Source organism: Streptomyces sp. NPDC052910 (assembly GCF_055585605.1).
The window spans coordinates 868,660-891,517 of sequence record NZ_JBVJJR010000003.1; the positions used below are offsets into that span (position 1 = coordinate 868,660).

Below are 22,858 nucleotides of genomic sequence, written 5' to 3' on the forward strand. Positions count from 1 at the left end.
GATGGGGCGGGCGTCCGGTTTCCGGGCGCCCGCTCTGTTGTTTCCGGTCGCACGGGTAGCGTCGGGGACCGGTACGGCAGACTGATGTGACGCGTGGACGTCGAAAGAGATTCAGCCTCGTGAGCGCAGACCCCGCACACCACCGCGACCCGGACGAACCGCTGTTCCCCATGCCTCCGCTTACCGAGGCAGCCCTCCGGGTGGCGGTCGCCAGAGTCGACCTGAGCGCCGCCGTCCGTTTCGAGCGGGAGTTCCACGCCGCCTGGCAGGAAGCCGTCCAGACGGACAGCACCGTGCCCATGCACACCTTCCTGCACCGTTGGGGGGTGTTCGTCGCCCTGCGCCGGATCCCTTCCCGCGCCGCTCGGCTGGACGAACTGGAAAGGGCGGTCGGCAGGGCCCCTACGCTCGAGGAAGCGCGGGCCGCGTCGACGGAGATCGCGGCACTGCTGGACGTGGCGGCGCGCGAGGCGGCGGAGTGAGCGACTGGACCTGGGAGTACCTGCCCGACGCCGAGCATGTCGTCGGCGGCCTGGACCCCGCGCTGCGCCGCGACGTGGAAAAGCTCGCCGCGCGACTGGCGGACGCGGCCTCGGTCAAATACCTGGGTGACCCGCCGTCCCACGAGTCCGGCGTCTCCCGGCTCCTGGACCCCGCCGAGGGCCGTTTGATGATCTGGTACCAGGAACACCGACGGCAGTCGACGATCCTCGTCGTGCGCATCGCGCACCTGGGGTGAGCTCACTCCGTCTGCCGAGCAGCGGCGAGTGCCCGGGCCAGGCCGGCCCGAGCGGCGGCGAGCTCCTCGGCGGAGAACTCGGGCTCCGCCCCCTCGGGGGCGGGCATGGCTTCGGTCCGGGCGATGTCGGCGTCGATCGCCGCGAAACGCTCCCGGACGCACTGCGCCACGGGCTCGTCGGAGCCGGACCGCGGGCGGCGCTCCGGCGTCTCGCCGCGCACCTTGCCCCACGGCAGTTCCGTCACGTCGCGTCTCCCCCTCTGCCCACGCGTCGGAGGCTCCGCGGGCCCCCGCCTGTCCGGCGAACCTACGGCCGGACGTGCCCCCCGCGCACCGGATGCGGCGACGGTTCACTCGCCGGGGCGGCGATCGAAAGCCACTCCTGGCCGCCCGGCTCGTCCCACCCTCCGGACAATGGATTGGACTTTCGGGCCCCCCGCTCCCGCATGATGGAACCGCGCCTACCGGCCCCACCGTCGTCCGGTAGTGACGCATGTGTCCTTGATGAGCATTGGGAGCCCCCTGTGAGAGTCGGAATCGTCGGAGCCACCGGACAGGTCGGCGGAGTCATGCGCAGGATCCTCGCCGAGCGCGACTTCCCGGTGACGGAACTGCGTCTGTTCGCCTCGGCGCGGTCCGCCGGGTCCACGATCCCCTGGCAGGGGACGGAGATCACCGTCGAGGACGCGGCCACGGCCGACTACACCGGGCTGGACATCGTCCTCTTCTCCGCCGGCGGCGCCACCTCGAAGGCGCTCGCGGAGAAGGTCGCCGGGCAAGGCGCCGTCGTGATCGACAACTCGTCCGCCTGGCGCCGCGACCCCGAGGTGCCGCTCGTCGTCTCCGAGGTCAACCCGCACGCGGTCGCCGACCGCCCCAAGGGCATCATCGCCAACCCGAACTGCACCACCATGGCCGCCATGCCGGCCCTGAAGGTGCTGCACGCCGAGGCCGGGCTGCGCAGCCTCGTCGCCACCACCTACCAGGCCGTCTCCGGCTCCGGCCTGGCCGGTGTCGCCGAGCTCGACGGGCAGTTGCGCAAGGTCGCCGACCGGGCGACCGAGCTGGCGCACGACGGCGAGGCCGTCGAGTTCCCCGAGCCCGGCGTCTACAAGCGGCCCATCGCCTTCAACGTGCTGCCGATGGCCGGCTCGATCGTCGACGACGGCCTGTTCGAGACCGACGAGGAGCAGAAGCTCCGCCACGAGTCCCGCAAGATCCTGGAGATCCCCGACCTCAAGGTCTCCGGCACCTGCGTCCGCGTCCCGGTCTTCACCGGCCACTCGGTGCAGGTCAACGCCTCCTTCGCCGGTCCGCTGAGCGTCGAGCGCGCCTACGAGCTGCTCGCCGGCGCGCCGGGCGTCGAGCTGTCCGAGATCCCGACCCCGCTCCAGGCGGCGGGCAAGGACGCCACGTTCGTCGGCCGCGTGCGCGTGGACGAGACCGTCGAGCACGGCCTCGCCTTCTTCGTCGTCGGCGACAACCTGCGCAAGGGCGCGGCCCTGAACGCGGTGCAGATCGCGGAGCTCGTGGCCGCGGAGCTGCGCGGCTGAGCGCCTCCCGGAGGCGGGCCGACGGTACGGGGCGGGGTCCATCGGGCCCCGCCCCGCGCCGTGTCCGGGCGTAATTGGGACCGCACTGTCCGACCCCCGTGGGAGAGTGCCGTTCATGAACCGGATAGCCAGAGGCGAACATCTGACCGTCCCGGCCGAGCCGTTGCACGCCGCGGTCACCTGGACCGCCGTGCCCGCACTCCCCGACGCCGGGGCGCTCACCGTCGCCGCCCTGCTCCTCGACGCGCGCGGCACGCTCCGCGCCGACGCCGATCTCGTCTCCTCCCACCAGGCCGCCCACCCCTCCGGGGCCGTGCACCACCTGGGCACCTCGGAGGGCGAGGCGGGACTGGTGGCCGAGTGGCTGGTGATCGATCCCGCGCTGATCGAGCCGGACGTGACAAGGATCGTCGTGGCCGTCGCCACGAAGGGCCGTGCCCTCGGCCGCGTCCCGGGCCTCGGCCTGGCCGTCACGACGGCCACGGGCGACCCGGTCGCGCACGTCGCCCTGGAGGACGGCGTGCGCTTCGAGGACGGCGGGGAGGCGACGGGAGGGCCCGACGCGCTCGGAGCGGGCGGCGACGGGGGCCCCGGCGGGGGCGCCGGAGCGGCCGGGTCCGCCACCGCCGCCGTCCTCGGCGAGTTCCGGCGGCAGGACGACGGCGGCTGGCGGTTCGCGGCCGTCCTCCGGGCGTACGCCTCCGGACTCGGCGGCGTGGTCGAGGCGCATCGCGCCGGGGCGACGGGCGGCGGCGCCTACGACGCCGTCGGGGCGGGACCGTTCGCCGCCGCAGGCCACGGCGACGGCCCGCCGGACGGTGCGGGCACGACGTACGGGCACGTCGCCGCTCTCGGAGGCGGCGAGGCGTACCCGGCGGGCCCGGCCGACGGTCTGCGGGCGGAGACGGGGCCGTCCGGGACGGAGCCCCACGCGTTCACGGCCGGGACCGGGGGCCGGGCGCCGGTAGCGGAGGCGGAACCGCCGTACGCGGTGGACGCCGCGGTCTTCCTCCCGGCAGACGTGAGCGGGTCCGCCACCGCGCCAGACGGACACCCGGCCGGAGCGGAAGCCGGCGCATCCGGCTTCGGGACCGAGGCCAGAGTCGGGGCGGCTGCCGGTACCGGGGTGGGAATTCCCGACGGCGCGGGCAGCCTCGCGGGAGAGGGCGAACCGCCATACCAGGCGGACGGACGAGCCTACGCACCCGAGCAGGGCGGGCCCCTGACCGGGACCGGCGGCGGGAACCCGCTCGATGCCGGAGCCGGAGGCCCCGAGAGCGCGAGCAGCCTCGCACGGGAGGGCGAACCGACCTACCAGGCGGACGCGCGGGCCTACGCACCCCAGACGGACGGGCCCCTGACCGAAACCCACGCCGGAAACCCGCCCGGCGCCGGAGTTAAGAGCCCCGAAGGCGCGAGCAGCCTCGCACGGGAGGGCGAACCCACCTACCAGGCGGACGCACGAGCCTTCACACCCCAGACAGGGCTCCTGAACGGAACCGGGAGCACACCCGGCGCCGGAGCCGAAGGCCTTGAAGGCGCGAGCGGCTTCACGCGGGAAGGCGAATCGCCCTACGAGGCGGGCGGGGGCGCCTACATGGCTGAGGCGGGCGAGCCACTGGTCGGCGTCGGCGCCGGGAGTGAGGCGGGGGCGACGGGGACGCCTGGAAGTCTTGGGCCGGAGGCCGGGCCGTATTCCACGACGGGTGTCGCTGTCCACGCGGCGGCGGGGGACCCCCTCGCCGGGAGCGGGCTGCTGCCGGCGGACGCCGGTGCGCATGCGGCGGGCCGACGCGGGCAGGCCGACGCGGGCGGGGCGCTCGGGGGAGACGGCGCGGGCGCTGCCGTGCCCCCGGCGCGCGTGCCGGAGATGCCGGCCTATCCCCCGGACGCGCCTGGGGGCGGCACGCCCGGGAGGGGCGTACCCGGGACTGACGTGGCTGGGACTGACGTGGCTGGGACTGACGTGGCTGGGACCGATGTGCCCGGCACGGATGCGCCCGGGGCCGGCGTCCCCGCGCGGGACCTCCTCGGTCCGGGTCTCCCCCGGCCCGTCGCCGTCGATGCGAGCGCTGCCGCTTCCGGCGCCGAGCCCGCCACGGCTGTGCCGTTCGGGCCCGTCCTGCGGCCCGGCGCGCCAGAGGACGGGCCGCAGGCCGGACCGCAGGCCGGACCGCAGGCCGGACCGCAGGCCGGGCCGGGTGACGGGGCCGGGGCGCGGTTCGACGGTTCGGCGGTCACGGGGGTCGCGCCGGGCGGTGACATCCCGGTCGTCGGCCTGTCCGTCACCGAGACGCCCGTTCGGCAGGCCTCGACCCCGGGGGCGTCGGCGGACGCGCCGCTCACGGAGGAGCGGGCCGTCGTGGGGCGGATCACGAACCGGCCGCCGCCGGGCACCGGCGAAGGGGGTGCGGGGGCAGCCGGCTTCCCGCCTGTCGTCGACGGCACGGGCGCCGACCGGCCGCCCACCCACCCGCCGTTCGCGGAAGACCCGGCCGGTGAGATCACGGACGCGGCACTGGCGCAGGAAGCCGCACTCGCCCAGGGCGCCGCACAGACCCCAGACGCCACACCCGCCCAGAGCGCCGCACCGACCCGAGACACCGCATCCGCCCCCACACCCTCCCCCACCCCCGGTCCGGAAAGCGCCCTCCTCCAGGAGGGCCCCCGCTTCACCCCCTGGGAGCAGACCGGCAACGGCGACGAGGACGTCGTCCCCGATGGGCCGCTGCCCGACGGGCCGGTGCTCGTGGAGTTCGCGAGCCCGGGGGGACCGGCCGCGGTGGAGGCCGTGGAGCTGGTGGGGACGGCCGACGGGGAGCAGCGGGCGGCGAGCCCCCTGCTGTCCGGTACGGGCCGGTTCCGCGGGCGGGCGGTGTTCGCGCCGCGGCCCGGCCGGCCGCCGATGCTGCGGGTAACGGCCAGGCGGCAGTGGAGCCTGACGTTCCTGCCGCTCGCCGAGGCCCGCGTCCTGGAGCCGGCCGGCTCGCTCCAGGGCACCGGCCCGGACGTGCTGCGCTACTCGGGGCCCGCCGCCGACCTGCGGGTCAACCACACGGGCGGCCGGGCCGACCGCGGCAGCCTCACCCTGCGCGCCGTCTACCCGGGGGGCGACCCGGCCGACCGCGACGGTGCCGACGTGCTCGCCCGAGGCCGGGGGGCGCTCATCGACGTGACGCCCGTCGCCGGCCCCTGTCTGCTGCTCGTGGACGCCGAGGGCCCCTGGTCGCTGTCCACCGCCCCGTCCGCCGCGCCCGAGCCGCCGGACGAGGGGGTCCTCGCCGAGTACGCGGGCCAGGGCCGGAACCTGGAGGTCGTCGAGATCGCCCACCCGAGCCCCGGGTCCCCCGTGATCCTGGAGTACGACCTGGAGGGTTCCGACTTCTTCGCCGTCACCGAGATCGACCCGTACGGAGACACGCGCGAGCTGATCTCCAAGGACGAGGGGTTCCAGGGCCGCCGTCTCCTCTTCACGGGCGCGGCGGGCGAGCCCGCCTCGACCCGCCTGGAGCTCGGCGCCCTCACCCGCTGGCGTTTCCGTCTCCGCCCGCTCTCCGCCGCCCGGCCGCTGACCGGCGCCGTCACGGGCGCCGGTTGCGACGTCCTCGTCCACACCGGTCCGCCGGCGGCGCTCACCCTGACGTCCGCGGAACCGGGGCCGGTGCACGTCACCAGCCTGGAGGCGGGCGGGCTGGCCCGGGTGCGGGTGACCCGCGCCCACACCCCGCGCCCGGCCCGCGGCCCGCTCCGCGCGCGGCCCGGCGCGCCCACGTACGTGCTCGTGACGGCGGCGGGCGACCGGTCGTGGGAGCTGACACTCCGTCCGCCGGAGGAGATCCGGTCCTTCGCCGCCACGATCGACGGCCATGGCCATGACGTCGTCCGCTGGACGGGCGCGCCCGGGCCCGTCCGGTTCGACTACGACTTCGACGACGGCGAGCCGCTGCTCGACGAGATCCCCCGGCCGGAGCTGTGGGCACTCGACGAACACCTGTCGCCGCTGCACCGGGTCGCCGCCGGCACCGGCGTGCACCACGTGCCGACCGGTTGCCTCCAGGTGCGCGCGCACCGGGCCTGGCGGCTCACGGCGGAGGGCTCACGGCAGGCGCCCGGCACCGCCGCCGTGGAAGGATGGCCGGGAACGTCATGACACGCGTGATGCGAAGGAGATGCCCAGGTGCCAGGCACGAATCTGACCCGCGAAGAGGCCGAGCGGCGGGCCACGCTGCTGACGGTGGAGTCGTACGAGATCGACCTCGACCTCTCCGGCGCGCAGGAGGGCGGGACGTTCCGCTCCGAGACGGTCGTGCGGTTCGACTCCGCCGAGGCCGGCGCCGAGACGTTCATCGACCTGGTGGCCCCGACCGTGCACGAGGTCGTGCTCAACGGGACGGCGCTGGACCCGGCCGAGGTCTTCGCGGACAGCCGGATCACCCTGCCGTCGCTGCACGGCGGGCAGAACGAGCTGCGCGTCGTCGCCGACTGCGCGTACACCAACACCGGTGAGGGCCTGCACCGGTTCGTGGACCCGGTGGACGACCAGGCGTACCTGTACACGCAGTTCGAGGTGCCGGACGCCCGCCGCGTCTTCGCGTCGTTCGAACAGCCGGACTTGAAGGCGACGTTCCGGTTCACCGTGAAGGCCCCCGAGGGCTGGACGGTCATCTCCAACTCGCCCACTCCCGAGGTCCCGGCGGACCGGATCTGGCGCTTCGAGCCGACCCCGCGCATCTCCACCTACATCACCGCGCTGATCGCCGGCCCGTACCACAGCGTGCACAGCACCTACGAGAAGGACGGCCGCACGGTCCCGCTGGGCATCTACTGCCGGCCGTCCCTCGCCGAGTACCTGGACGCGGACGCCATCTTCGAGGTCACGCGGCAGGGCTTCGACTGGTTCCAGGAGAAGTTCGACTACCACTACCCCTTCGCCAAGTACGACCAGCTCTTCGTCCCGGAGTTCAACGCGGGCGCGATGGAGAACGCGGGCGCGGTCACCATCCGCGACCAGTACATCTTCCGGTCCAAGGTGACGGACGCGGCGTACGAGGTGCGGGCCGAGACGATCCTGCACGAGCTGGCCCACATGTGGTTCGGCGACCTCGTCACCATGAAGTGGTGGAACGACCTGTGGCTGAACGAGTCGTTCGCCACCTACACGTCCATCGCCTGCCAGGCCGCCGCGCCCGGTTCGCGCTGGCCGCACTCGTGGACGACGTTCGCCAACTCCATGAAGACCTGGGCCTACCGCCAGGACCAGTTGCCGTCCACCCACCCGATCATGGCCGACATCCGTGACCTGGACGACGTCCTCGTCAACTTCGACGGCATCACCTACGCCAAGGGCGCCTCGGTGCTCAAGCAGTTGGTGGCGTACGTCGGCGAGGACAAGTTCTTCCAGGGCGTGCAGGCGTACTTCAAGACCCACGCCTACGGCAACACCCGCCTCTCCGACCTGCTCGGCGCCCTGGAGCTGATGAGCGGCCGCGATCTGAAGACCTGGTCGAAGGCGTGGCTGGAGACGGCCGGCATCAACGTCCTGCGCCCGGAGATCACCACGGACGACAACGGCGTCATCACCTCCTTCGCCGTCCGCCAGGAGGCCACCCCGCTGCCCGAGGGAGCGAAGGGCGAGCCGACGCTGCGCCCGCACCGGATCGCGATCGGCGCGTACGACCTGAAGGACGGAAAGCTGGTCCGCACCGAGCGGATCGAGCTGGACGTGGACGGCGCGCGCACCGAGGTCCCCGCTCTCGTCGGGCAGCGCCGCCCGGCCGTCGTCCTGCTCAACGACGACGACCTGTCGTACGCGAAGGTGCGCCTCGACGAGGAGTCGCTGCGCGTCGTCACCGCCCACCTCGGCGACTTCGCCGAGTCGCTGCCGCGCGCCCTGTGCTGGGCCTCCGCCTGGGACATGACCCGCGACGGCGAGCTGGCCACCCGCGACTACCTGGCGCTGGTGCTCTCGGGCATCGCCAAGGAGTCCGACATCGGCGTGGTCCAGTCGCTCCAGCGGCAGGTCAAGCTGGCCCTCGACCTGTACGCGGCGCCGGACTGGCGCGAGACCGGCCTCCGGAAGTGGACGGACGCCGCGCTCGAGCAGCTCCGCGCGGCCGAGCCGGGCAGCGACCACCAGCTCGCCTGGGCCCGCGCCTTCGCCGCCACCGCCCGCACCGACGAGCACCTGGACTTCCTCGCCGGCCTGCTGGAGGGCACCGAGCTCGTCACCGGCCTCGCCGTCGACACCGACCTGCGCTGGGACCTGCTCACCCGCCTCGCCGCCACCGGCCGCGCCGACGAGAAGGCCATCGCCGCCGAGCTCGACCGCGACCGCACCTCGGCCGGCGAGCAGCACGCGGCGGCGGCCCGCGCCGCCCGGCCGACGGCGGAGGCCAAGGCGGAGGCGTGGACGTCGGTCGTCGGGTCCGACAAGCTCACCAACGCCGTCCAGGAAGCCGTGATCAGCGGTTTCGTCGTCGCCGACCAGCGCGAGCTGCTGGCGCCCTACGCGGCGAAGTACTTCGCCGTCGTCAAGGACGTCTGGGAGACCCGCAGCCACGAGGTCGCCCAGCAGATCGCCGTCGGTCTCTACCCCACGCTCCAGATCTCCCGGGAGACCCTGGACACGACGGACGCCTGGCTCGCCTCCGCGAACCCGAGCGCGGGCCTGCGCCGGCTCGTCCTGGAGTCCCGCGCGGGTGTCGAGCGCGCGCTGAAGGCCCAGGCGGCGGACGCCGCCGCGGCCTGACCGCACGCCGATCGCGGCGGAGCGCCCCTGACCGGTGAGCCGGGCCAGGGGCGCTCTAGGGTGGCTCGGATGTGCGAAGAATCGGAGACGGCCGAGCGATCGGAGACGCCCGGGCTCCCCCGGGCCGCCCTCCCGGCCGGAGCCACCACGGCCCTCCTGTACGACGCCGCCGTCGTGCTCGTCCGGAAGCGGACGCGCCGCCGCATACCGTTCGAGGCCGTCGAGCGCGTCGGCGGGCCTGGGCCGGACGGCCGCACCCTGCGCATCGAACTCACCTCGCCGCACGGCACGGGCGAGGCCGTCACGCTGCGGAGTGACGACGCCGGGGCGGTCGCGGCGTTCGCCGCCGCCCTCGCGTCGTCCCTGCCGCCGCGCACCGCGCACGGGCCGCGGTGCGACGGCGGCCGGCTGACGAGCGTGGAGCGGATCGGCCTCGCCCCCGCCCGCGACCTGCTGCGGACCGGGGGGAGCCCCACGCTCCGTACCCTCGCGGTCCTCTACGCGGTCGCCGCTCCCGTCGTCTTCCTGGCCTCGGAAGACCTCGACCGCTCCCTCGCCTCCTTCGACGCCCTGGGCGACTGGCTCTACGCGGCCGTGTTCCTGCTGCCCGGCGCGGTCCTCGCCCGGCTGACGGTGTCCACCGCCCGCACCGCCCTCCTCCTGCGGCTCCGGGGCATCACCGCCACCGGCACCCTCACCGCCGTCCGTCCGGGCGACGGCGTCGGTGAACCGGCCGTGTACCACTACACGTTCACGGACCGGGACGGAACCGACCACCATCACGAGAGCCATGGCTGGCCCCTGTCCTTGGACGGCAGGACGACGCCGATCCGCTACGACTCCCGCGCACCGGAGCGGAGTTACGCCCCCGGCGACCGGATGAGTTTCCCGGTACACGCCGCCCTGGGGGCCATCGGCCTGCTCCTGCTCTGGCTCGGCCTGGACCTCGCGGTGCCTACCGCGCTGGAAGCGGTGCGGGTGATGCGGGAGGATTGGTGACGCCTCACAGAACTCCCCTGGTCTGAGGGCTCGCAGCGCTCTACTGTGAGCGATGTGACGGACGATTCGGCCATAGCCGTTCCTCCCGCCCTGGTCCTGCGCGGCTGGGGCACCCGGGCGCAACTCCACCGGCAGGGCGTACTGCTGGACCGCCGAGGCACCCGCACCACCATCCCGCCCACCGCCGTCGAGCGCGCGGAAGCGGCCGGCCCCGGGGGCCGCACCCTGCGGATCGTCCTCACCGCCGCGTCCGGCAAGGGCAGGACGTATACCGTGCGGGGCCGCAGCGCGCCGGCGGTCCGGGCCTTCGCGGCGGGCGTCACGGCCGCGCTACCGGTCCGGGACCGGGAAGCGCGGCGGATCGACGGACGCTCCCTCGTCCGCAAGGGCCCGGTTCCGACGCCCGGACGCCGGCCGCTCTCCCGCACGGCGCGGATCACGTGGGCGAGCGTGGCGCTCTATGTGGCCGGGCTCGTGTACATCATCGCGACCGCGCGGAAACCGGCTGTCTGGGGCTTCCTCTGGACGCTCGCTCCGTTGCCCCTCGTACCATCCCTGCTCTGCCTGGGGGCGCTCGGCGGTTTCGCTCTCGAATCCCTGCGCCTGAGAGTTCGCGGGGTGACGGTTCTCGGCTACCTGACGGACACCCGGCTCAGCGCAGGGGGAGACCTGCAGTACAGCTACCGTTACCAGGACGCCGACGGCGTCGAGCGCATCCATCTCAACGCCACCGCACCCTGGCCGGCGGGCGCCAAGACCGTGGAGCTCACCTACGATCCGGCGCACCCGAAGGACATCAGCGTCCGGGGGGCCTGGTGGAGCGCGCTCGGGCTGGGAACCTTCGTCTTCCTCGGCCTGGTGGTGTTCACGTTGATGGCTCTCGGCGGCCTTGGCTGCGCCGCGCTCGCTCTGATCGGCCCGTGGCTGTAGGGACGGGCCGAACGCCGACGAACGTTCTGCCGCCCGGCGGCCGGCAGAACGGCACGCCGAACGCCGGGCGGGCCGAGGCGGCCCGTCCGGCGTGCGTACGGGGAACGGGAAGGCGCGCGACAGGCGCACCCTCGCCGGGCGCGCCCCCGCGAACGGCTAGCGCGACGTCCGCGGGTAGTGCGTGTCGTGCGTGCGCACGTTGTCGGAGTTGCGCGCCAGCACCATCGTCAGGCCGGCGATCACGGCGAAGAGCACGATCGGCGCGGCGACGTAGAGGCCGAGCGTGTTGATCACGCTGAGGCCGGGGCCCGGGTCGTCGCCGTCGTCGCGGGTGAGCGCGAACGCGGGGGACGACATCAGCAGCATCAGCAGCGTGCCGGCGGACACGACCCCGGCGCGCTTGGCGTTCATCTTCTTATTGCTCACGGGCTCAAAATATCGGACCCCCGTGGACCGCGCGCGTCCGGGGTGGCCTTCGGGGGCACCGTGCGCGGGCGGGCCGTCAGCGAGCGGATCTCCTCCATCAGGGCGTGCAGCCGGGGTGAGGCCGCCAGGTCTTCAAGGGAGAGCGGCCGGCCGCTGGGGTCGGCGACGGGCAGCCGCCAGTTCGGGTACTGGTCCCAGGTGCCCGGCAGGTTCTGCGGGCGGCGGTCGCCGACCGCGTCGGGCAGCCAGACGCCGACCATCCGCGCGGGGGTGCGCAGCAGGAAGCGGTGGACGGCGCGGACGGCCGCCTCCTCGTCGTCCGGCCCCTCGGGCAGCAGCCCGAGCCGGCCGAGGAAGGCCAGCCATTCGGCGACCTCCTTGGTGTCCTCGCGCTGCTCGACGGCGAGCGGCCGGCGCAGCAGGCCCAGGCGGTGGCGGAGGGCGACGTGGTCGCCGGTGAGGCGGGCGGCGGTGCTGGGCAGGTCGTGGGTGGTGGCGGTGGCCAGGCAGCCCTCGCGCCACCGCTCGGGCGGCAGCGGCGCGGCCCGCCGGGCGCCGCGCGACCAGTCGCGTTCGAACCACAGGACGGAGGTGCCGAGCACTCCGCGCTCGGCCAGCGCCTCCCGGACGCCCGGTTCGACGGTGCCCAGGTCCTCGCCGATGACGGCGGCCCCCGCGCGGTGCGCCTCGACGGCGAGGACGCCGAGCATCGCCTCGGCGTCGTAGCGGACGTACGTGCCTTGCCCGGGCTCGCGGCCCTCGGGCACCCACCACAGCCGGAACAGCCCCATCACATGGTCGATCCGCAGCGCGCCCGCGTGCCGGAGCAGGCCGCGCAGCAGGTCGCGGTAGGGGGCGTAGCCGGTGGCGCGCAGGGCGTCGGGGCGCCAGGGCGGCAGCCCCCAGTCCTGACCGCGCGCGTTGAACGCGTCGGGAGGCGCGCCGACGGACATCCCGGCGGCGAGCGACTCCTGCTGCGCCCAGGCGTCGGAGCCGCCGGGGTGCACGCCCACCGCCAGGTCGTGGACGAGCCCGACCCGCATACCGGCGTCGCGCGCGGCGCGCTGCGCGGTGGCGAGCTGACGGTCGGTGAGCCAGGCGAGCCGGCAGTGGAAGTCGACGCGGTCCAGGAGCTCGCCCCGGGCGCGGGCCGTTCGGGAGGACCGGGGGTCCCTGAGGCCGGCGGGCCAGGAGTGCCAGTCGGGACCGTGCACCTCGGCGAGGGCACACCAGGTGGCGTGGTCATCGAGCGCCTGCCCCTGCTCGGCGAGGAACCGGCAGTACGCGGCCCGGCGCCCCGGGCCGAGCGGTACGGCGTGGACGAGCTCCAGGGCACGCAGCTTCAGGGCGCGGACGGCGTCGTGGTCGATGGGCTCGCCCCGGCGGAGGACGGCCGCGGTGAGCTCCCTGGCCTCCGTGAGCAGGCGCAGGACCTCCTCCCGGGCGGGCCCGTCGAGGTAGCCGAACTCGGTGATCTCCTCGATCCGCAGGTGTACCGGGTCGGGGAAACGGCGGGAGGACGGGCGGTAGGGGGACGGGTCGGCGGGCCGTCCCGGGGTGCCGGGGACCGCCGCGTGCAACGGGTTGACCTGGAGGAAGTCGGTGCCGAAGGCCCGGCCCGACCAGGCGGCGAGCTCCGCCAGGTCGGCGAGGTCGCCCATGCCCCAGGAGCGGGCGGACAGCAGGGAGTAGAGCTGGACGAGGAAGCCGTGGCAGCGCTCGGGCGGCTGCGGCACCCGCTCCGGGGCCGCGATCAGCGGCGCGGCGGCCGACCGCCCGTCGGACGTCCGGGCACGCAGCAGGTGGGTGCCGAGCGGCAGCGGACCGTCCCAGGCCAGGCACTCCCCGTCGGCCGTCTCGACGCGCAGCGCGGTGTCCTGGGGCAGGTCCGGCGGCCGGGGCCGGGCACTGCCGCGCAGGACGACGGCGGGAGGCAGGAGCCGGTTGCGCGCGGTGCGGGCGTGGGCGTCCAGGGCGTCGCGGACGGCCCGCGGGGTGGAGGCGTCGACGCCGAGCGCGGCGAGGACGGCGACCACCGTGTCCTCGGGTACCGGCACGCTCTGCCCGGGGGCTGGTTCGTAGGACGTGGCCACACCGTGCAGCGCGGCGAGGCGCGCGCGGTCCGTGTCTGCCGCCAAGCGGTCCATGCCTGCCTCCAGAGGACGGCGGGGACGGCACCACGCGGCCCGCGCGGGGGTCGCACGGCGGTCGGCACGGTGCTCCCCGGTGACGGCCGGGACCGTGTCAGCTTACGGTTCCGGTCACGGACCTGACGGGGCTTTGGCATATTTCCGGCCGCATCGGCCGACAAGCGGCTGCCCTTCGGCCGGTCATCTTCCGACGGCCCACCGACTGCACGCCCTCCGACTGCCCGTCGACCGGCCGTCGCTCACGCGGCCATCACTCGCCCACCGGCCGTCGCTCACGCGACCATCGCCCGCTCACCGGCCGTCCGTGCAACCGGCCATCGCCCGCACTCTCACCGGCAACCGCCCAACGTCCACCCGGCCCCCGGCCCCCGGCGCACCGGGCCACCCCCCGTCCGTCCCACACACCACCACCCCCCGCAACCCCCCAGCCGGGCAATACCGGCAGTTCGGTCACCCGCGTTGACACGTTCCGCCCCTGGTGATGGGCTCATCGCTCACATCACCACCATGACGTACGGCAGCGGGGCGAGGAGAAGCGTGCGGTTCCAGGGCGACGACCCCTCGTGCGGCGATCACGGCTCCGAGCAGCACGTTCGGGGTGCCGTCCGGCCCATGGGCCGGCCTGGGCGGGCGCTCGGCACCGGCCGGTTCGCCGCCCGGCCGCGCCGCGCCGGGGTGACCGTGCTGGCCGTCGCGCTGCTCGGCGGGCTGCTGGGCAGCGGGCCCGCGGCCGCCGCGCCCGCCGGGCCGGCCGCCCCGGCGGCGGGCAGCCCGGACGCCGCCGACCCGGAGAGGGCGGACGCGCTGCCCCCGGTCTGGCCGCGCCCGCAGTCGGGTCGCGCGCAGGGCGCGCCGGTGCCGGTGGGTACCGAGGTCACCCTGATGGCGGAACCGGGCACGGACCCGTACACCCTGTCGGCGCTCCGCGAGATCCTGCGCGGTGCGGGGGCCAGGACGGTCGTGGACGCCCAGCCGGGCGGCACCCCGCCGCCGCGCGGGCTGATCGTGTACGCGGGTGGCAGGCAGGCCGAGGAGGCGCTGCGCGCGCTCGGTGCCCCGGCGGCCGGGGACCTGCCCCGGGGCGGCTACCGGCTGGCGTCCGGACAGCGCGACGGCCGGCCGACGGTGGCCCTGGCGGGCGTCGGTGACGACGGCTTGTTCCACGCGGCGCAGACGCTGCGGCAGATGGTGGTGCGGCGGGACGGCGCGACGGCCGTCGCCGGGGCCGTGATCCGCGACTGGCCGGTGACGGCCGTGCGCGGGATCACCGAGGGGTTCTACGGGCAGCCGTGGTCGGCGCCGCAGCGCCTGGCGCAACTGGACTTCATGGGCCGGACGAAGCTGAACCGGTACCTGTACGCGCCCGGCGACGACCCGTACCGCCTGGCGAAGTGGCGTGATCCGTACCCCGCCGACCGGCGCGAGGAGTTCCGCACGCTGGCCGACCGGGCGCGCCGCAACCATGTGACGCTGGGCTGGGCGGTGGCGCCCGGCCAGGCCATGTGCTTCTCCTCGGCCGAGGACCTGCGGGCGCTGAAGCGCAAGGTGGACGCGATGTGGGCGCTGGGTGTCCGGGCGTTCCAGCTCCAGTTCCAGGACGTCAGTTACAGCGAGTGGCACTGCGGGGCCGACCGGGACGCTTTCGGTTCGGGCCCGAAGGCGGCGGCGGAGGCGCAGGCGAAGGTGGCGGGGGCGCTCGCCGCGCATCTGGCCGCGAAGGGTGGCGAGGCGGCGCCGCTGTCCCTGCTGCCCACCGAGTACTTCCAGGACGGCCGGACCGCCTTCCGGCGGGCGCTCGCCGCACGCCTCGACCCGCGTGTCGAGGTGGCGTGGACGGGTGTGGGCGTGGTGCCGCGGACCATCACCGGCGGTGAACTGGCCGCCGCCCGCGCGGCCTTCGGTCACCAGCTCGTCACCATGGACAACTATCCGGTGAACGACTTCGCGCAGGACCGTATCTTCCTCGGCCCCTACACCGGGCGGGAACCGGCCGTCGCCGTCGGCTCGGCGGCGCTGCTCGCCAACGCCTCGGCGCAGCCCACTGCGTCCCGCATCCCGCTGTTCACCACCGCCGACTACGCCTGGAACCCGCGCGGCTACCGCCCCGAGGAGTCGTGGAAGGCCGCGGTCGACGACCTGGCGGGCACCGACCCGAAGGCCCGTGAGGCCTTGCGGGCGCTGGCCGGGAACGACGCCTCGTCCGTCCTCGGCGGCGAGGAGTCGGCGTACCTGCGGCCCCTGATGGACGACTTCTGGGCGGCGCTCTCCGGTACGGACGCCGACCGGCTGAAGACGGCGGCAGACAAGCTGCGCGCCGCCTTCCGCACCATGGCGGACGCGCCCGGCCGGCTGACGGACGCCCTGGGCGTGGAGGTCCGGCCGTGGGTACGGCAGTTGGCCCGGCACGGCGAGGCCGGCTTGCGCGCCGTCGACATGCTCACCGCGCAGGCGCGCGGCGACGGCGCGGACGCCTGGCGTGCGGAGCTCGACGTGCTGCGGCTGCGCGACCGGATCGCCTCCGAACGGGTGACCGTGGGCGCCGGTGTGCTGACGCCCTTCCTCCAGCAGGCCCTCGCCCGCGCCAACGGCTGGCTCGGCGTCGACCGCCCGCTGCGCACCTCCGGCGCGCTCACCGACGGCGATCCGACGACGACCGTCCCCGCGCCGGCGGACGGCCCGCTGACCGTGAAGCTCCGCGAACCCCACCCGATGACCGCCGTCACCGTTCTCACCGCCGCCGCTCCCGGCGCGCGCGGCACGGTCGAGGCGCACACCCCCGACAAGGGATGGCAGCCGTTGGGGGCCCTCTCGGCGAGCGGCTGGACGCAGTTGCCCGGCAAGGGGGTCCGGGCCGACGCCCTCCGGCTGGTCTGGTCGGGTCCGACCCGCCCCGCCGCGGTCCACGAGATCACCCCCTGGTTCGCGGACACGGCCGCCACCCACTTCGAGCTCACCCACGCGGAGGCGACGGCGGAGGCCGGCGGGGCGCCCGCGGTGGTCGAGGCCCGGGTGGTCAACCAGCGCCCGGGGACGGTGAAGCAGAAACTGACCGTCCGCGCGCCCAAGGGCGTCACCGTCAAGGCTCCCGACGAGGTGACGGCCGTGCGCGGCGGGGTGACCACCACCCGCGTCGAACTGTCCGTCCCGGCCGACGCGGCGTCCCGCGTCTTCACCGTCCCGATCCGCCTCGGCGACCAGGAGCGGACGGTGACCGTCCGCGCGTATCCGGCCGCCGGCGGCCCCGACCTCTCCCGCACCGGCCAGGCCACCTCGTCGGGCGACGAGGCCTCCGACTTCCCGCCCTTCGCCGCCCTCGACGGCGACCCCAAGACCCGCTGGTCCTCCCCTCCCGCCGACGACTCCTGGTGGCAACTGGAACTCCCCCGCCCCACCCGCCTCGGCCGTCTCGTCCTCCGCTGGCAGGACGAACTCCACGCCACCCGCTACCGCGTCCAGGTCTCCCCCGACGGCCGCACCTGGCGCGACGCGGCCACCGTCACGGACGGCAAGGGCGGCACCGAAACGGTCCGCTTCGACGCCCCGGGCACCCGGTTCGTCCGCGTCCAGGGGGTGAAGCGGGCGGTGGAGTCGGCGGGGTACTCGCTGGTGGACGTGGAGGCGTACGCGGTGCGGAAATAAGCCGTGGCCAGCCCGTCGGGGTGCGCCCCCTCGGAAGCCGAGGACAGCCGCACGCGCGGCGGTTCCGGGGGCGGGTCGGAGCCCACGCAGGAAACGACGAAGTCGGGGGGTACCCCTCCGGGGGAGGGACAGGGGCCTCCCGATTCCCCCGGTCACCCCACCCGCACCCCGCCCCGCCCGGCCTGTTCGCGGCTCGGGCGGCGGTAGCCGCAGTTGCAGACCCAGTCGTCGTAGCGCGAGATGGTGCCGTCGTGGCCCATGTGGATCTCGCGCACCATGGTGCGGTCCATGCAGCGGGTGCACCGCACTCCCTCGCACATCGTCCTCGGGAACCTCTCCTGCTGCCCGGCTTTCTGGTTCATGTCCGCGATGATGCGCCCAAGTTGGACCGATGGCACCGGCATGTGCGACAGCCTCCCCCTAAGTGCGTACTCCCGAACTGCCTTGTCGGCGACGACCATCGGTGATCATGATGAACGGATGCCGAACTCCACCGTTCCGACCTGCGTCCTGTCCTCGGCCCGCGGCGGGGCACCGGCCGCCGGCGCCGGGCACGATCCCGACGCCTTCGTCGAGATCGGTTCGCTCACCAAGGTGCTGACCGGCACCTTGTTGACGCGGCTAGCGGCGGACGGCGTCCTGGGGATGGACGACCCCTTGGAGAAGTGGCTCACGACGGCCACCCGGGGCACGGGCATCACCCTGCGGCACCTCGCCGAGCACACCTCCGGCCTCCCCCGCCTCCCCCGGGCCTCACCTCGCGCACCGACCCCTACCGTTCCTTCACCGACGAGGCCCTGCGCGCCCTCCTCCCCCGCCTCGGCGACCTCGTCACCACCCCGCCGGGCGAACGGGAGACGTACTCGAACCTCGGTTACGCGGCCCTCGGCGCCGCCCTCGCTGCGGCGGACGGGCGGCCGTACGCCGACGCCCTGCGGGAACGGGTCCTCGTCCCGCTCGGCGTCGCCGACGACGTCGCGCCCCGGCCCCCGGCGGGCCGCCCGAGGCTCGTACCGAAGGGCCTGTTCGGGCGGCCGTCCCGCCCCTGGACGATGGACGGCGCGATCCTCCCGGCCGGCGGCCTCTGGGCGACCCCGCGCGCCGCGGCCCGCGTCCTCACCGGCCTCGTCCTCGATCGCCTCCTCGGCGAACCGGCGCCGAGCTGGCAGCACTCCGGCGAACTGACCTGGCACAACGGCGCCACGCGCAAGGCGTCGGTGTTCGCGGGGGCCTTCCCGGACAGGCGGTGGGTCCTCGTGCACCGTCTCGGTGGAGCGCCCGAGGAGACGGACCGGATCGGGGTCGGTCTGCTGCGGGGTGCGCCGGGGGTGGGTGCACTCGAGAGGAGGCGTTCCGACTGACTTTCCGAACAGCTTGGCGATCCAGTGGTCGGCGGGGACACTCGGGAGCGTGACGCCCGGGCCGGGGGCTGCGATGGGGCGGACGGCGGGCGGTGGGTGCCGCTATCGTGGAAGTGCTCAGCGGTTGGTCGCCGGGGTCTACTGGGTATAGGCCACGTAGGCCAAGCGCAAGAGGAAAGTCCGCCACGGGGGACCGTTCCCCGTGACGGACAGGCTGACGGATGGATCGCCGGGGCCTAATGGCTATAGGCCCCGTCGATCATCCCTTGCCGATCACCACCAGGATCAGCGTGGTCACGGCGACGAACAGTTCCACCCACGGTGTCACCGCCTTCGCCCCACTCCGCACCCGGCGCCAGTCGATCGCGCTTCTCAGCCTCCTGTGACGGGCCATGTAGTCCCTCTCCCTTGGATCGGAACCCCGCCGACTGCGAGGCTCCACGAGGGGACCTCGGACAGAACGGCACACGGGCCGACCCCGCCCGAGACCCCTGGATGGAGCCCCGAACGCGGCGAGCGAGCCGACCCGGAGGAAGGCTCACGAAGGGCACGTCACGCGGCCGAGCCTAGCGCCAACCAGGCGCCTTTTCGGACGAGTTGGGGCGACGGGTACACATTCACCCTTTCGTGGCGGGTGCGAACATTCACCTGAGCGGCAGGCGAAGCGTCACCCGCGCCCGAAGCTCGACGCTCGAAGCCCGGGTCCGGCCGCCCCAACTCCCCTCGCCCGGCCCACCTGCGACGATCCGCGCACCGCGCCCCCGAAGCCCAAGACCCGAGCTTCGAGCCTCGGAACCCGAGCCCTCTTTCCAGGGAATGGGTGGTGTGGGTTCGATCCCACCCACCCTCCCAACCCCCGCCCGAGCACACGCGATTCACTTTCCGCAACCGCGTCGCGACGCAGCGCCGCGACCGTGTACCGTGCCCCGCAGACAACGAAACGGCCCCCGCCGGTGCGGCAAACACCGAGCGAGGGCCTGACCACCCAGATCGAAAAGGCCTCGATCCCATGGCTGTCGCCAATCCTAGCGCCGACGCGCGCCCGTGCACGCCGCCTTCGCCCCTCCCGCCCCAGCAGCCACCCATGGCCAGGCCCGGCTACGGCAAGCGCTCCGCACCCGACCAAACCCCGCGCACCGCACGGGACTTCGCGCACCTGCCCGCCCGCGAGGCGTACATCGCCGCGTACCTCGACCGCCTCCCCGACGGCGCGGCGATGGACCACAAGACGCTCGCCAGAGAACTCCCCTACGGCCAGCAGGCCGTCCGCACGGCACTGCGGCTCCTCTCCGAGGCGGGCCACCTGCGCATCTGCCGGGAACGGGTCGGCGCGGAGCGGACGCAGTGGGTCTCGCGGACGTACTTCTCCCGCACGGCGCGCGACGACGCCTGGTGGTCGGCGTTCCTGCGGGGCGACACGCCGCCGTCCTCGGACGCGGATGCGGGCACGGGCACGGGCACGGGCACGGGCACGGGGGCAGCCATGGGCACGGGCACGGCCTCGGCGGCGGGCGGGACCGCAGGCACGGCGGCGCCCCCGGCCGGAGGGACAGCCGGCGCCCCGGCCCGGAAAACGCCTCCGTCCGGACAAGCGCATCCGCCCCACGAGACACCCCCGGCAACGGCCCCCCAGCACTCCCCCGCCCAGCACTCCCCCGCCCACCGATCCCCCGCCCACGACGTCCTCGCCTCCGTCGGCCAGGCCGACCCCCGCATGGGCCTGTCCGCCCGCGAGTGCGCGGATCTGGAACCGCTGGCGGCGGAGTGGCTGGCGCGCGGCGCGAGCCCGGCGGCGATCAGGCACGCCCTGGTCAACGCGCTGCCGGACGTGATCGCCGCACCGGGTGCGTTCGCCCGCAGGAGGCTGACGGACCGCATGCCACCGGAACGCGTCGCACCCCGTCCGGACGAGCCCGCCCCGGGCCGGAGCCGGATCATGGAGTGCACGGACTGCCACGTCCCCGGCCCGCCGGAGGCCCTGCCGGGCGGCCTGTGCCGCGTCTGCCACGGAACGACGCCGGACACCGCCGCATCCCCCGGGACCGAGGACACCGTCCGCCGCCGGGTCGACGAACTCCGCGCCGTCGTCCGCGACCGCCCCAGGACCCCGGCCCGCCCGCCGAAACCCCGCCGGGGCCGGGGGTGAGGCTCGCCGGAGCGTTCGTTCCCGGCCCTCCCCGCTCCGCCTGGGCACCGGACCGGGACCGAGGCCGGAGCCGGGACCGGAGCGGGGACCGGAGCGGGGACCATAGGAGCCGGGCCGGGACCGGAGCGGGGCCAAGGAAGCCGGGCCGGGAACGAAGAAGGCCCGGTGGTCTCAGGCGGAAATGCCGTCGATCCGGGCCATCGCGTCTTCCGCGCCGTATGCCTCCAGGTAAGGCAGCCAGCGCGGATCCCTATGCCCCGTGCCGATGATCCGCCAGGCGAGACCGGACGGCGGGGCCGGTTGGTGCCGCAGCCGCCAGCCCAGCTCGGAGACGTGCCGGTCGGCCTTGACGTGGTTGCAGCGGCGGCACGCGGCCACCACGTTCTCCCAGGCGTGCTGCCCGCCCCGGCTGCGCGGGACGACGTGGTCGACGCTGGTTGCGACGCCACCGCAGTAGGCGCAGCGCCCGCCGTCCCGGGCGAACAGGGCCCGGCGGGTGAGCGGGACGGGGCCCCGAAAGGGAACCCGCACGAAGCGCTTGAGCCTCACGACGCTGGGGGCGGGGATGGTGCAACTGGCGCTGTGCAGGTAGGCGCCCGTGTCCTCGAGGCTGATGGCCTTCTCGTTGAGGACGAGTATGAGCGCGCGGCGGAGCGGTACGACGCCGAGCGGCTCGTACGACGCATTGAGGACCAGGACATGCGGCACGGGTGCCTCCTTGTACGCCGGCGGCGCGTGGCTCGCGCCGGGACGATCTCCTGCAAGTGTCCCCTGGCCCCTGGCCGGTGCGCCACCATCGGCGGGTAACGGGTCTCAGGTGTTTTGGAACACACCTCGGTCAACTGCGCGCAGGACCCGTCCCTTCTCGAACACAACAACGGGGGACCCGCTCTGCCCCGTTAGTGTGGTGATTCTGCCCCTGCCGATGCTCGGCGCCGGGCATGTCCATTACGAAGGGTTCCCGCTGTGTCCTGGTCCGCTGCCCTCGTCGCCGCTGACTCGACGCCCCGTCCCTCGTCCCTCGACGAGGCACAGAAGACCGCCAACGACGCCGCCGGCTGGCTGGAGGCGAACTGGTCCGTCTGGATCAGCAACGGTCTGCGCATCGTCCTGATCCTTACGATCGCCGTCGTGCTGCGCTCGCTCGTCCGCCGGGGCATCACCAAGCTCATAGCCCGGATGAACCGCACGGCCCAGGCCGTGGACAACGCCCTGGGCGGCATCCTCGTCAACGCGGAACGCCGCCGTCAGCGCTCCGAGGCCATCGGCTCGGTGCTGCGCAGCGTCGCCTCGTTCCTGATCATGGGAACGGCGGCGCTGACGGTGCTGTCGGTGCTGAAGATCAACCTGGCACCGCTGCTGGCCAGCGCCGGTGTGGCGGGTGTGGCCATCGGTTTCGGCGCCCGCAACCTGGTCACGGACTTCCTCTCCGGCGTCTTCATGATCCTGGAGGACCAGTACGGCGTGGGCGACGAGATCGACGCGGGCGTCGCGACGGGCACGGTCGTCGAGGTCGGACTCCGCGTGACCAAGCTCCGGGGCGCGAACGGCGCCATCTGGTACGTCCGCAACGGCGAGGTCAAGCGGATCGGCAACCTGAGCCAGGGCTGGGCCATGGCCGAGGTCGACGTCACCCTGCGTTACGACGAGGACCTGGACCACGCCCGCCAGGTGATAGGCGAGGTGGGCCAGGAGATGTCCAAGACCGCCCCCTGGGACGAGAAGCTCTGGGAGCCCGTCGAGGTCATGGGGCTGGACTCGGTCTCCCTCGACTCCGTCGTGGTCCGCGTCCAGGCGAAGGCCGCGCCGGGTGAGGCGGCGGCCGTCGCGCGGGAGCTGCGCTGGCGGATCAAGCGGGCGCTGGACGCGGCGGGGATCCGGATGGGGCCGCCGCCGGCGGTGGCGGAGGAGACGGATCCCGCCGACCCCACCGCCGTCGTGGCGCCGCCGTCGGTGCTCGCCAATCCGACGTCACCGCAGGCGCTGGCCACGGCGCCCATACCGCCGGGGGCGACGTTGGGGAAGTGAGCCCCGGTCCCGCCCTTTCACCGTTTCTTGCGGGGGCAAGCCCCCGCACCCCCGAAACCGCGCTCCGCGCGGTTGTCCTCAAGCGCCGGACGGGCTTGAGGACGAGCGGCGAAGCCGCGACAAGCGGGGTCTGGGGCGC

General features: G+C 74.4%; 17 protein-coding genes and 1 pseudogene. 12 read left to right on the plus strand and 6 right to left on the minus strand.

Translation table 11 applies throughout. From position 1 onward, the window contains the following. Nucleotides 1-119 precede the first annotated feature (119 nt). Nucleotides 120-482: a hypothetical protein gene (locus ACZ6X9_RS14890; protein ID WP_469778379.1), complete on the plus strand. Its 363-nt coding sequence runs from the start codon at nucleotides 120-122 to the stop codon at nucleotides 480-482. After that, complete coding sequence (locus ACZ6X9_RS14895; protein ID WP_469778380.1) at nucleotides 479-739, plus strand: hypothetical protein; 261 nt, start codon at nucleotides 479-481, stop codon at nucleotides 737-739. Before ACZ6X9_RS14890 ends, ACZ6X9_RS14895 begins: the two co-directional genes overlap by 4 nt. Nucleotides 740-741: 2 nt before the next feature. On the opposite strand, the gene ACZ6X9_RS14900 is transcribed toward ACZ6X9_RS14895, so the two are convergent. After that, nucleotides 742-984: a hypothetical protein gene (locus ACZ6X9_RS14900; RefSeq protein ID WP_469778381.1), complete on the minus strand. Its 243-nt coding sequence runs from the start codon at nucleotides 982-984 to the stop codon at nucleotides 742-744. A 279-nt stretch (nucleotides 985-1,263) separates the two neighbouring features. Here ACZ6X9_RS14900 and ACZ6X9_RS14905 point away from each other — a divergent pair, with 279 nt between their 5' ends. The 5 genes from ACZ6X9_RS14905 to ACZ6X9_RS14925 all read left to right on the plus strand — a co-directional run bounded on the left by ACZ6X9_RS14905 (nucleotide 1,264) and on the right by ACZ6X9_RS14925 (nucleotide 10,969). Then, nucleotides 1,264-2,292: an aspartate-semialdehyde dehydrogenase gene (locus tag ACZ6X9_RS14905; RefSeq protein ID WP_469778382.1), complete on the plus strand. Its 1,029-nt coding sequence runs from the start codon at nucleotides 1,264-1,266 to the stop codon at nucleotides 2,290-2,292. A 115-nt stretch (nucleotides 2,293-2,407) separates the two neighbouring features. Beyond that, nucleotides 2,408-6,442 carry a TerD family protein gene (locus ACZ6X9_RS14910; protein WP_469778383.1) on the plus strand — a complete coding sequence of 1,345 codons (4,035 nt, stop codon included), beginning with the start codon at nucleotides 2,408-2,410 and terminating at the stop codon, nucleotides 6,440-6,442. A 27-nt stretch (nucleotides 6,443-6,469) separates the two neighbouring features. After that, nucleotides 6,470-9,040, plus strand: coding sequence for an aminopeptidase N (gene pepN / locus ACZ6X9_RS14915; RefSeq protein WP_469778384.1), 2,571 nt, complete (start codon nucleotides 6,470-6,472; stop codon nucleotides 9,038-9,040). 69 nt (nucleotides 9,041-9,109) lie between these two features. Beyond that, nucleotides 9,110-10,039 (plus strand): hypothetical protein, encoded by a 930-nt coding sequence (locus ACZ6X9_RS14920; protein WP_469778385.1) that lies wholly within the window; start codon nucleotides 9,110-9,112, stop codon nucleotides 10,037-10,039. A 54-nt stretch (nucleotides 10,040-10,093) separates the two neighbouring features. Beyond that, nucleotides 10,094-10,969 carry a hypothetical protein gene (locus ACZ6X9_RS14925; protein WP_469778386.1) on the plus strand — a complete coding sequence of 292 codons (876 nt, stop codon included), beginning with the start codon at nucleotides 10,094-10,096 and terminating at the stop codon, nucleotides 10,967-10,969. A gap of 156 nt (nucleotides 10,970-11,125) precedes the next feature. Here ACZ6X9_RS14925 and ACZ6X9_RS14930 read toward each other — a convergent pair whose 3' ends face one another. Together ACZ6X9_RS14930 and malQ are read right to left on the minus strand one after the other, a co-directional pair. Then, nucleotides 11,126-11,380, minus strand: a complete 255-nt coding sequence (locus ACZ6X9_RS14930) for a hypothetical protein (protein ID WP_469778659.1) — start codon at nucleotides 11,378-11,380, stop codon at nucleotides 11,126-11,128. An 11-nt stretch (nucleotides 11,381-11,391) separates the two neighbouring features. Further along, a complete protein-coding gene (gene malQ, locus ACZ6X9_RS14935; RefSeq protein ID WP_469778387.1) occupies nucleotides 11,392-13,542 on the minus strand; it encodes a 4-alpha-glucanotransferase in 2,151 nt (716 codons plus the stop codon). A 510-nt stretch (nucleotides 13,543-14,052) separates the two neighbouring features. Between malQ and ACZ6X9_RS14940 the strand changes: the two genes are divergently transcribed. Further along, a complete protein-coding gene (locus tag ACZ6X9_RS14940) occupies nucleotides 14,053-17,184 on the plus strand; it encodes a beta-N-acetylglucosaminidase domain-containing protein (protein WP_469778388.1) in 3,132 nt (1,043 codons plus the stop codon). A gap of 152 nt (nucleotides 17,185-17,336) precedes the next feature. On the opposite strand, the gene ACZ6X9_RS14945 is transcribed toward ACZ6X9_RS14940, so the two are convergent. Next, complete coding sequence (locus ACZ6X9_RS14945; protein WP_469778389.1) at nucleotides 17,337-17,546, minus strand: hypothetical protein; 210 nt, start codon at nucleotides 17,544-17,546, stop codon at nucleotides 17,337-17,339. 118 nt (nucleotides 17,547-17,664) lie between these two features. On the opposite strand from ACZ6X9_RS14945, the pseudogene ACZ6X9_RS14950 reads away from it, so the two are divergent. Further along, nucleotides 17,665-17,871, plus strand: a pseudogene (locus ACZ6X9_RS14950) (serine hydrolase); the annotation flags it as partial. Beyond that, a complete protein-coding gene (locus ACZ6X9_RS14955) occupies nucleotides 17,850-18,545 on the plus strand; it encodes a serine hydrolase (RefSeq protein ID WP_469778390.1) in 696 nt (231 codons plus the stop codon). The pseudogene ACZ6X9_RS14950 and the gene ACZ6X9_RS14955, both read left to right, overlap by 22 nt. Before the next feature lie 259 nt (nucleotides 18,546-18,804). Here ACZ6X9_RS14955 and ACZ6X9_RS14960 read toward each other — a convergent pair whose 3' ends face one another. Further along, on the minus strand, nucleotides 18,805-18,939 hold the full coding sequence (locus tag ACZ6X9_RS14960) for a hypothetical protein (protein ID WP_398278637.1): 135 nt from the start codon (nucleotides 18,937-18,939) through the stop codon (nucleotides 18,805-18,807). Nucleotides 18,940-19,629: 690 nt separating this feature from the next. Between ACZ6X9_RS14960 and ACZ6X9_RS14965 the strand changes: the two genes are divergently transcribed. Beyond that, nucleotides 19,630-20,691: a MarR family transcriptional regulator gene (locus tag ACZ6X9_RS14965; protein WP_469778391.1), complete on the plus strand. Its 1,062-nt coding sequence runs from the start codon at nucleotides 19,630-19,632 to the stop codon at nucleotides 20,689-20,691. Nucleotides 20,692-20,862: 171 nt separating this feature from the next. On the opposite strand, the gene ACZ6X9_RS14970 is transcribed toward ACZ6X9_RS14965, so the two are convergent. Further along, nucleotides 20,863-21,399: an HNH endonuclease gene (locus ACZ6X9_RS14970; RefSeq protein ID WP_004950088.1), complete on the minus strand. Its 537-nt coding sequence runs from the start codon at nucleotides 21,397-21,399 to the stop codon at nucleotides 20,863-20,865. A 258-nt stretch (nucleotides 21,400-21,657) separates the two neighbouring features. On the opposite strand from ACZ6X9_RS14970, the gene ACZ6X9_RS14975 reads away from it, so the two are divergent. Further along, nucleotides 21,658-22,719, plus strand: a complete 1,062-nt coding sequence (locus ACZ6X9_RS14975) for a mechanosensitive ion channel family protein (RefSeq protein WP_469778392.1) — start codon at nucleotides 21,658-21,660, stop codon at nucleotides 22,717-22,719. Nucleotides 22,720-22,858: the final 139 nt, after the last annotated feature.

What these genes read in the sequence shown, in the direction of transcription:
- ACZ6X9_RS14920 (WP_469778385.1), top strand. Translation starts at nt 9,110, where the DNA reads ATGTGCGAAGAATCGGAGACGGCCGAGCGATCGGAGACGCCCGGGCTC.
- ACZ6X9_RS14930 (WP_469778659.1), bottom strand. Translation starts at nt 11,380, where the DNA reads ATGAACGCCAAGCGCGCCGGGGTCGTGTCCGCCGGCACGCTGCTGATG.
- ACZ6X9_RS14940 (WP_469778388.1), top strand. Translation starts at nt 14,053, where the DNA reads ATGACGTACGGCAGCGGGGCGAGGAGAAGCGTGCGGTTCCAGGGCGAC.
- ACZ6X9_RS14960 (WP_398278637.1), bottom strand. Translation starts at nt 18,939, where the DNA reads ATGGCCCGTCACAGGAGGCTGAGAAGCGCGATCGACTGGCGCCGGGTG.
- ACZ6X9_RS14945 (WP_469778389.1), bottom strand. Translation starts at nt 17,546, where the DNA reads ATGAACCAGAAAGCCGGGCAGCAGGAGAGGTTCCCGAGGACGATGTGC.
- ACZ6X9_RS14910 (WP_469778383.1), top strand. Translation starts at nt 2,408, where the DNA reads ATGAACCGGATAGCCAGAGGCGAACATCTGACCGTCCCGGCCGAGCCG.
- ACZ6X9_RS14965 (WP_469778391.1), top strand. Translation starts at nt 19,630, where the DNA reads ATGGCCAGGCCCGGCTACGGCAAGCGCTCCGCACCCGACCAAACCCCG.
- malQ (WP_469778387.1), bottom strand. Translation starts at nt 13,542, where the DNA reads ATGGACCGCTTGGCGGCAGACACGGACCGCGCGCGCCTCGCCGCGCTG.